Source organism: Rhodococcus sp. IEGM 1241, assembly GCF_033142365.1.
Taxonomy (GTDB): Bacteria; Actinomycetota; Actinomycetes; order Mycobacteriales; family Mycobacteriaceae; genus Rhodococcus_F; species Rhodococcus_F erythropolis.
The window spans coordinates 1,998,566-2,008,355 of record NZ_JAWLSE010000001.1 but is presented as its reverse complement, the minus strand read 5'-3'; the positions used below and the strand labels follow the sequence as shown (position 1 = coordinate 2,008,355).

At 62.2% G+C, this 9,790-nt stretch carries 6 protein-coding genes; 3 read left to right on the top strand and 3 right to left on the bottom strand.

The window, feature by feature from the left end; genetic code table 11:
- Positions 1-216 precede the first annotated feature (216 nt).
- Complete coding sequence (locus R4P70_RS09615) at positions 217-627, top strand: VOC family protein (protein ID WP_317830720.1); 411 nt, start codon at positions 217-219, stop codon at positions 625-627.
- A 72-nt stretch (positions 628-699) separates the two neighbouring features.
- Here the strand turns inward: R4P70_RS09615 and R4P70_RS09610 are convergent, their stop codons facing one another.
- Complete coding sequence (locus tag R4P70_RS09610; protein ID WP_317830719.1) at positions 700-1,674, bottom strand: sigma-70 family RNA polymerase sigma factor; 975 nt, start codon at positions 1,672-1,674, stop codon at positions 700-702.
- Between the two features lie 53 nt (positions 1,675-1,727).
- Entirely contained in the window at positions 1,728-2,459 is a 732-nt protein-coding gene (locus tag R4P70_RS09605) for a GNAT family N-acetyltransferase (protein ID WP_092763263.1), read from the bottom strand.
- A gap of 216 nt (positions 2,460-2,675) precedes the next feature.
- On the opposite strand from R4P70_RS09605, the gene R4P70_RS09600 reads away from it, so the two are divergent.
- Both R4P70_RS09600 and R4P70_RS09595 read left to right on the top strand, forming a co-directional pair.
- A complete protein-coding gene (locus R4P70_RS09600; protein ID WP_317830718.1) occupies positions 2,676-3,446 on the top strand; it encodes a hypothetical protein in 771 nt (256 codons plus the stop codon).
- Positions 3,447-3,954: 508 nt separating this feature from the next.
- Positions 3,955-9,438 (top strand): carboxyl transferase domain-containing protein, encoded by a 5,484-nt coding sequence (locus R4P70_RS09595; protein ID WP_317830747.1) that lies wholly within the window; start codon positions 3,955-3,957, stop codon positions 9,436-9,438.
- A gap of 69 nt (positions 9,439-9,507) precedes the next feature.
- Here the strand turns inward: R4P70_RS09595 and R4P70_RS09590 are convergent, their stop codons facing one another.
- Positions 9,508-9,789, bottom strand: coding sequence for a hypothetical protein (locus R4P70_RS09590; RefSeq protein WP_030536904.1), 282 nt, complete (start codon positions 9,787-9,789; stop codon positions 9,508-9,510).
- Position 9,790 lies beyond the last annotated feature (1 nt).

Below are 9,790 nucleotides of genomic sequence, written 5' to 3'. Positions count from 1 at the left end.
CGGTGTCCGTGTCGCTCTGACCTGGACAAAGTTACGCGAAGATCAACACAACACCAAATCGCCAGGTCAGAGCACTGACTCGGGTTAACAGCCGATAGTTTCCTCGAATTTTTGCCTCTTGCGATGACTTTCTGCGCCCACTGCGGTCTGTATGAGCAGGAACCAACAGGAACCGAAGCGTTCAGTAATCAGTCAACCGACTTCAAGGAGCACCCAATGTCTCGTCTTCTCTTCGTCAACATGCCGGTCAAGGACGTCGCCGCTACCCGGGCGTTCTTCAGCGGCCTCGGCTTCGAGTTCAACGACATGTTCAGTGACGAGAACACTGTCTCGATGATCGTCAGTGATTCCGCCACGGTCATGTTCCTGAACGAACCCCGTTTCGGGGACTTCATCGCCGACGACATCTGTGACACGTCGAAAGCTCGAGAAGCACTGATGTGCGTGTCGGCCGACAGCAGGGAGGAAGTCGACACCTTCGTCGACGCGGCGATCGCTGCCGGCGCTAGCAAGTGGATGGAACCCCAGGATCACGGCTTCATGTACGGACGCGCGTTCCGCGACCTCGACAATCACGTCTGGGAGGTCATGTGGATGGACCCGGCTGCGACTGTTCCCCAGCAGTAACGCAGAACAACAGCAGTAACGAGTAGGCGCGCGGGTCCCTCCATACCGGAGGGCTCGCGCAACTCCTTGCCCCTACAGCTCTGCAGGCAATCCGAAACGTGCGAACAGACTCAGATCGAAGAAACACGTCACGTGCGAGATCCCGGACTCGGTGACATCGAGAACGTGCAACTGGAAAGCACGGTGAACCCCATCGGGCTCGCGCATATAGAGGCCGAACGCCGGCTGGCCGTTGGCGGCGGTCGGTAGCAGCCGCATCGCTCCTGGTCCGTCGGCCGGGCATTTGGTTCCGATGAGCTGCCCGATTGCCTCGGGGCCCTGGTACCAACCCTCGAACGGAGGCATCTCCCAGATGGCTTCCCGCGTGAACAGCTCAACGATTGCCTCGACGTCGTAGCTTTCGAAGCTGTGCACGTAGTCGCGGAGCAACTTCCGGGCAGCCTCGGTAGTCGGTTCCACGAGATCGTCCTCAGTGGGCCCGATGTGATTGATCTGCGCGCGAGCCCGCTGCAGCAGGCTGTTCACCGCAGTGGTTGTGGTGTCGAGGGCCTCCGCAACTTCTGACGCCTTCCACTGCAGAACGTCACGCAGAACCAGAACCGCACGTTGGCGAGCGGACAAGTGCTGCAGCGCGGCAACCAGCGCAAGCCTGACCGAATCGCGATTGACCACCATGACGGCGGGATCATTGAGGTCGCCCAATGCCGAATCCGCGATCGGTTCCAACCAGGCAATCTCGTTGCGCTCGATCAAATCGTCGGCCGGGTCCGAACTAGGTGCACCAAGGCCGGTCGGCAGTGGACGCCTCGATCTCCCTTCCAACGCGGTCAGGCACGTGTTCGTCGCGATGCGATAGAGCCAGGTCCTGAGCGACGACTGGCCTTTGTAACCGTCGAACCCGCGCCAAGCCCGGATGAACGTCTCTTGGACCTGGTCTTCGGCGTCGTGAATCGACCCCATCATGCGATAGCAGTGCGCCAGCAACTCGCGGCGGTACGGATCAGCAAGAGTGAGGAAATCACTGTCCAACGCCTGATCGACTGTCATTTGTTCAGACTAGTGGCCGAGCGCCCGAAACACAGGCGTCGGCGAGAATTCGATCAGGCAGGCGCCTGCACCGCGGTCAACCGGGATCTCTTCCTAAGAACGAACCCCAGTGATTCGTAGAGTCTGATTGCATTCGTATTCGATTGCACTGCATGGAGAAACGGCAGCTCGCCGCGTTCGCGAATCCCGGCAGCGACGGCACGGATCAGCGTCGTACCCAGGCCTCGACCTCGGAAGTCGCTGTCGGTGCACACCGCACTGATTTCCGTCCATCCCGGAGGGTGCAACCGCTCCCCCGCCATGGCAACAAGTCTTCCGTCGACGCGAATGCCGTAGTAGCTCCCCATCTCGACGGTACGAGGAAGAAACGGTCCGGGCTTGGTGCGCTCGATCAACGCCAGAATTTCGGGAACGTCGCCCCTTCCGAGAAGTTCGACCGATGGATCAACGGAGACATCGAGTGCTGAACCGTCCATCTGCACCGAGCCGAACTGATCCACAACGCGCCACCCTTCCGGCGGCTGATGATCAAATCCTCGTAAACCTACTGTGCCGCCTGGACCTACGAGTGTGCGTAGGTTCTCCCAGTCTTCGGCGTCCAACTCGGGCGGATGACCGACAAACGGAGCGACTGTCGGGTCGTATCGCGCAACTCTCCCTGCCCAGTGAGCGAATTGCGCATGATGCCCGCGAAGACCTTGTCGCACAGGATCGTCCAGTGGATGGATGTCGACATCCGTGTCAACCGTCTCGACAAACGACGCCAGGGTCGCCTCCGTGGTCATCGAACCTCTTCCTACCCAAGTCTGCCAGTGATGGAGGCGACCGAAATTCCCCGCCCACCTCGATCACAACGCTAGGAACACTTGCTGTCGTAGTCGCCGGATAGAATCAAGATGATTCTGACTTCCGCCCCACACCCGGTGACGACCACGGTTCGAGGGCAGATTCTCATAAAGACTTTCGTCGCGACACCTACACCAAACGAAAGGCTGTTCGCCATGAGCCACTCCGACCCGATCAGATCTGCATTCGACCAGCTACCCCTGAAGGAAATGGACGCCGCGACGCTGGTCTTCGCGATCGAGAGCGCCGTCGACGGGATGGCACTCCCGGGTGAAACCTTGCGACTCGCCATGGAGGTCGCGACCCTCGCGCACCTCGATCAGTTCAGAAAGAACGGGATCAAGTCCGACGAGGATCCCTACATCGTTCATCCCCTACGAAATGTGTTGCGACTGCTTCGGTACGGGTGCTCTGATGTCGAGATCCTGAGCGCAACCGCGCTTCACGACACGGTCGAGGACCGACCACACGCCGTCATCGCACTCCTCGGTGGCCGGACTGCGGACGACATGTCCGCATCCGAAGCGCAAGAACGTGCGTCAACACTCATCGCCTCGCACTTCGGCCACAGAATCTCCGAACTTGTTGAGGCAGTGACCAATCCAATCGACTACCCGCACGACAACACCACCGGCTACCAGGATCACGTCATCCGCGCGATCGCGGATCCCGCAGTGTTCCTCGTGAAGTTCAGCGACTTCGTCGACAACGCGGGAAGCGTGAAGTACCTGAGCGAGACCGACAGGCTGAGGCTGGTCACGAAGTACGAACCACTCGTGGAGCACTTCAAGCGGGCTTCGCTTGCTCTCGCCAACGCATTGCAGCTCCCTCCCGCAGGACTCGACGCGATCACACAGCACATTGCAACCATCGAAGGCGATTTCTCGAATACGGTCCGAGGGGACATAGAAAATACTCGCCAGTAGTACCGATCAGTAATAATCGAGCAATCGGGAGAATTCTCCGAATACGTGATTTTGTTACCAGTGAGTATTCACTTTCTTGCCAATTTCATTACCATCGTGATCCGTGTCACAGGGCCGAATTCCATTGCACTGCAATGATTTAACACTATAAGTGTAACCGTGGTTCACGTTGACTAATATTCTTCAATTCGCCCAGGTGACATGAGCGTCGACATACTGCATTCTTAGATAAACCAGGGATTCCCTGGAAGCAGACACAATATGTTGCTGATTCGTGATTGGAGCGGTTCTGAGTCCACGCCTGCAGGGTGGCGTACAAGGCACGCCGTGCCTGAGCGCAGGGGACTCTACGAACCGGAAGGGCAATCACTTGCCGACGCGCAACCGGGGGAAACACAGCGCATCGCGGCGTAGTTCACGAACCAGGTAATCCGGGTATGTGGGACACGGTCGGCTCATATCGCAACGTACGTGACGAAGAATCTCATCAAGGACGGTGGCAGTGACAATGTTCAAACGAATCGCAGTGGTCAATCGAGGTGAGGCCGCGGTCCGGCTGATCAGGGCTGTACGCGAACTGAACGCCGAACACGACTACGGCATTCGCGTCATTGCACTGCACACCGAGGCCGAGCGCCGCGCCATGTTCGTCCGCCAGGCAGACGAGGGTGTGACCCTGCGCAGCACCGGCACCGGCAGCCCGTATCTCGACTACGCCGAACTCGAGCGAGCACTCCTCGCGGCCAAGGCCGACGCAGTCTGGGTCGGCTGGGGCTTCGTGGCCGAGGATCCCGCCTTCGCCGAGATCGTCGCGAAACTGGGCATCACGTTCATCGGCCCGAGCGCCGACGCGATGCGCCTGCTCGGCGACAAGGTTGCCGCCAAGATCCTGGCCGAGAAGGTCGGCGTACCTGTCGCCCCGTGGAGCGGCGGACCGGTCGAAACGCGCGCCGACGCTCGTCGTCATGCTCAGTCCATCGGATATCCCCTGATCATCAAGGCCCGAAGCGGCGGCGGTGGACGCGGTATCCGCAAGGTCTGGGCCGAAGACGAACTCGAAGTTGCACTCGAGCGCACGCAGGGCGAAGCAGAGCGGTCCTTCGGCGACCCCGTCGTCTTCCTCGAACGGCTTGTCACCGATGCACGCCACGTCGAGGTACAGGTCATCGCCGACAACCACGGCAATGTCTGGGCTCCGGGCGTTCGCGACTGCTCGATTCAGCGTCGCAACCAGAAGGTCATCGAAGAATCCTCCTCCCCCGTCCTGACCGAAGAACAGTCTGACCACCTCAAGAAGGTGTCCGCCGAATTGGTCAAGGCAGCCGGATACCAGGGCGCAGGCACGGTCGAATACCTCTACCAGCCCGAGAACAAGCTCTTCACGTTCCTCGAGGTCAACACCCGTCTGCAGGTCGAGCACCCGATCACCGAGGTCACCACCGGAATCGACCTCGTCAAACTGCAGATTCTGGTCGCCAGTGGTGACGAATTGGTCGGTGACTGCCCGCCCGCATTCGGCCACGCCGTCGAAGCCCGCCTCAACGCAGAGGACGCGGACAACGATTTCGCGCCGGCACCCGGCACGGTTCAGCTCCTCAAGTTCCCGCTCGGCTCCGGCATCCGGGTCGACACCGGCATCGCTGCCGGGGACGTCATTCCGCCCGACTACGACTCGATGGTCGCGAAGGTCATCGCCTGGGGCCGCAACCGCTCCGAGGCACTTGCGCGCCTGCATACCGCCCTTCGTGAAACCACAGTCGTACTCGACGGCGGCACCACCACCAAGTCGTTCCTCCTCGATCTACTCGATCGCGACGAGGTCATCTCGGCATCCGCGGATACCGGCTGGCTCGACCGCACAGGCGCCCTGACCGGCACCACTCGCCGCGCGGACGTCGCACTGATCGCCACCGCCATCGATGCTTACGACGCCGAGGAGTCCCTCGAGCGTGCGGCCTTCCTCGCCTCGGCACGTGGCGGCCGTCCCCGCGCCAATCACGCGATCGGCCGTACCGTCGAGCTCAACTACCAAGGTCAGGCATACAAACTGACCGTCGGGCGTATCGGCCCGCACCGCTACCGCGTCGACGGAGACGCCGGCGACATCGAGGTCGACGTCGATCGTCTCGGCGACTTCGAGTCACGGCTGGTGATCGGTGATCGGCGCTTCCACGTCGTTTCCGTCGTGAGCCCGGCTCGCTATCTCGTCGAGGTCGACGGCATCAGCCACCAGATCAGCCAGGACGACGCCGGAGTGGTCCGCGCGCCGGCTCCCGCCGTCGTGGTGGCTGTACCGGTCGCGGTCGGCGACGACGTCGAAGCCGGCTCCACCCTGGTCGTACTCGAATCCATGAAGATGGAGACCGCAGTTCGCGCACCGTACGCGGGCAAGGTGCGTGAAGTTCTCGCTACCGTCAACTCTCAGGTCGATGCCGGCGCGCCGCTCCTGCGCGTCGACCAGGTCAGCGAGGAAGCTGTCACGGAGAAGGCTCCGCGAGTCCAATTCGATCTTCCGGCAGCAACTTCCGGTTCCGACGCCCGCGACGACGCGTTGGCACAGCTCGAAGCACTGACCGCGATGATCAGTGGCTACGACGTCAGCGGTAAGCACGCAAATGCTGTTCTGGCCGAGTACGACGCACTTCGCAGCGCACTCGAATCCGAGGACCGCGAACTGGTACAGGCCGAACTGGCTGTGCTGACCACCTTCGCCGACATCTGCGAACTCTCGCGCAACAAGCCCACCTCGGGTGAGTCCGCGAAGGACGAATCCGTCCACAGCCCCCGCGAGCACTTCCACACCTTCCTGCACTCACTCGACTCCGAGCGCGAAGGTTTGCCGGCGTCGTTCCGCACGAGACTCGAACGGGCACTTCGCCACTACGACGTCACCGATCTGGAAGATCGCCAGGCCGTCGAGGAAGCGGTGTACCGACTCTTCCTGGCTCTGCAGCGCATGGAAGCCCAGATCCCGGTCATTGCAGCACTTCTCGAAGGCTGGCTGGTCGGCGACAAGGCTCCCGGTTGCTCGGCTCAGGAGCTCAACGAGGTTCTCGATCGACTCATCGTCGCGACGCAGGTCCGCTACCCCGTCATCGGCGACGTCGCCCGCAACCTTCGCTTCCGGTTCTTCGACGAGCCGCGCATCCGCAAGGTTCGCGAAGACGTCTACGACGGAGTACGCGGCAACCTCGCCTACCTCGAAGAGCAGCCGGACGCTGCCGATTTCGACGAGCGAATCGCCAACCTCGTCGCCACTCCCGAACCGCTCCTGGACCTGTTGGGTCGAAAGATCGGCCTTGGCAACCGCGATGGCGGCCCTCTACTCGAGGTCATCACGCGTCGCTACTACAAGATTCACTCCTTCGAAGACGTCCGCGTTTTCGAGCACGTCGACCGCCGTTTCGTGACCGGTAACTTCGACCTCAAGGGCGACGGGCTACATCTCGTCTCGACGGTGGCCGAATTCGACGCTCTCGGAACGGCTCTCGACGATGTCGCCACAATCGCGCAGGATGCTCCATCCGGTCGCGGCCTGGTAGTCGACATCTACCTCGACTGGCCGAATCAGCCCGCCGACGGCGACACGCTCGTCGAGACGCTGCGCACCGAACTCTCGCGCAACGAGACGATCACCCGGTCCCGCCGCGCGACTGTGATCATCTGCAATCCGAATGGGGAGCCGGTCCGCTGGGTCACCTTCCGCCCGATCGACGGTGAACTGGTCGAGGACAACATCATCCGCGACATGCATCCGCTCACGGGTCAGCGTCTGGACATGTGGCGCCTGAAGAACTTCAACGGCAAGCGTCTGCCGGCTCCGGAGAACACCTACCTGTTCCACCTCTCCGCCAAGGAGAACCCGAAGGACGAGCGCCTGATCGCTCTCGCGGAAATCCGTGACGTGACACCGCAGCTCGACGACGAAGGCCAGATGGTTGCGCTTCCGGCCATCGAGCGCACACTTGCCGCGTGCCTCGACGGCATCCGCCGTGCGCAGTCCCAGCGCGGAGACAAGCGTCGACTGGCAGCCAACCGCGTCGTGCTCTACGTGTGGCCGGTCGCCGACGTTCCCAGCGAACGCTTCTCCGTGATCGCTCAGAACGCAGCCCGACTGACCGTCGGCGCCGGGCTAGAAGAGATCACACTCATCACCCGCCTGAAGGACCGAAAGGGCGGCGCGCCCAAGGAAGTTGCGCTGCGATTCTCCTACCGCGCAGGTGCCGGTGTGGTCATCAACAAGACCACGCCTCCCACTGAACCGCTGCTCCCCCTCGACGCGTACGCCCAGAAGGTCCAGAGTTCGCGGGCACGCGGCACGGTGTACCCGTACGAGTTGATTCCGCTCCTGACCGGCACCAAGGGCACCTTCGTCGAGCACGACTTCGACGAAGCGGGCGTCCTCTCACCTGTCGAGCGTCCGTACGGGCTCAACAAGGCCGGCATCGTCGTCGGCCTCGTGAACACTCCGACGCCGCGCTATCCCGAGGGAATGACCCGTGTCGCGCTCTTCGGTGACCCCACCAAGGCGCTCGGTACCGTGGCCGAGGCCGAATGCTCACGCGTGGTCGCTGCCATCGACCTGGCCGAGAAGTTGAACGCTCCGGTCGAGTGGTTTGCGCTGTCCTCGGGTGCCACCATCTCGATGGAGAGCGGCACCGAGAACATGGACTGGGTCTCCCGTGGCCTGCGCCGGATCATCACCTTCACCCAGAACGGTGGCGAGATCAACATCGTCGTCACGGGAATCAACGTCGGCGCTCAGCCCTACTGGAACGCCGAAGCCACCATGTTGATGCACACCAAGGGCATTCTGGTGATGACCCCGGACAGCGCGATGGTGCTGACCGGCAAGCAGTCTCTCGACTACTCCGGTGGCGTGTCGGCCGAGGACAACTTCGGTATCGGTGGCTACGACCGCGTCATGGGCCCCAACGGCCAGGCGCAGTACTGGGCCCCCGACCTCACTGCGGCGTGCGAGATCCTGTTCCGTCACTACGCACACTCGTACCTCGCTCCCGGCGAACGGTTCCCGCGTCGCGCAGCGACGACGGACCCCGTCGATCGCGACGTGCGTAGCTTCCCGCACACCCACCCGTCGAGCGACTTCGAGACGGTCGGCGACATCTTCTCCTCGGCGAAGAACCCGGATCGCAAGAAGCCCTTCGATATTCGCACCGTGATGCGGTCGGTGGTCGACCAGGACCACTCGGTTCTCGAGCGTTGGGCCGACATGGCCGGCGCCGACACCTCTGTCGTTCTGGACGCGCACCTCGCCGGACATCCGGTCACAGTGGTGGGCATCGAATCCCGCGCGATCCCGCGTAAGGGTCACTTCCCCGCCGACGGTCCCGACACCTGGACGTCGGGAACGCTGTTCCCGAACTCGTCGAAAAAGACTGCCCGCGCGATCAATGCTGCGAGCGGCAACCGTCCGATCGTGGTGCTGGCCAACCTGTCCGGCTTCGACGGTTCACCGGAGTCACTGCGCAACATCCAGCTCGAGTACGGCGCCGAGATCGGCCGCGCCATCGTCAACTTCGACGGACCGATCGTGTTCTGCGTCGTTTCCCGCTACCACGGCGGCGCGTTCGTCGTATTCTCCGGTGCGCTCAACGACAACATGGAAGTTCTTGCTGTCGAAGGTTCGTTCGCCTCGGTACTCGGCGGCGCCCCCGCCGCCGCAGTGGTCTTCACCCGTGAGGTGAACACCCGCACCAACAACGACCCGAAGGTGCAGCAACTGGAAGCAGACTTGGCAGCAGCCAAGGACGACACGGAGAAAGCACACCTGCGCGTCGAACTGAACGCTCAGCGCATCGCCGTCCGCTCCGACAAGCTCGGCGAAGTGGCATCCGAATTCGAAGCGATCCACAACATCCAGCGGGCCCGAGAGGTCGGCTCGGTGGATGAGATCGTCCCTGCCGCAGAACTGCGTCCGCAGATCATCGCAGCAGTCGAACGCGGCATGAAGCGCGCACTCGCGCAGTAAGTTTCTCCGCACGTCGAGCGGTCCCGCGAAATGCGGGGCCGCTCGATTTGTGTCCGGACCGCGCCGGCTTCAGACGCCCTCGAGCGCCTCTCCGATCTCTTCGAGGACGTGATTGTGCTGCTCTGTTGCGAGCAGATGCCCCGCCGCGATGGTGACTGCCACGGGCCACTCGATGATCTCGAACGCAACCATCAGTCCCATCACCGCAAAATAGGCGATCTGCTCGGGTCTCGGAACCGGAATGGCACCGACGATCGGTAGCTCCAACTCGAAGCTCCGAGCCGAACGGACGGATTCCACTACCGCGCGGTGATCGACGGGGTTCGTGTGGTCGACGGTGTTCTGGGACATG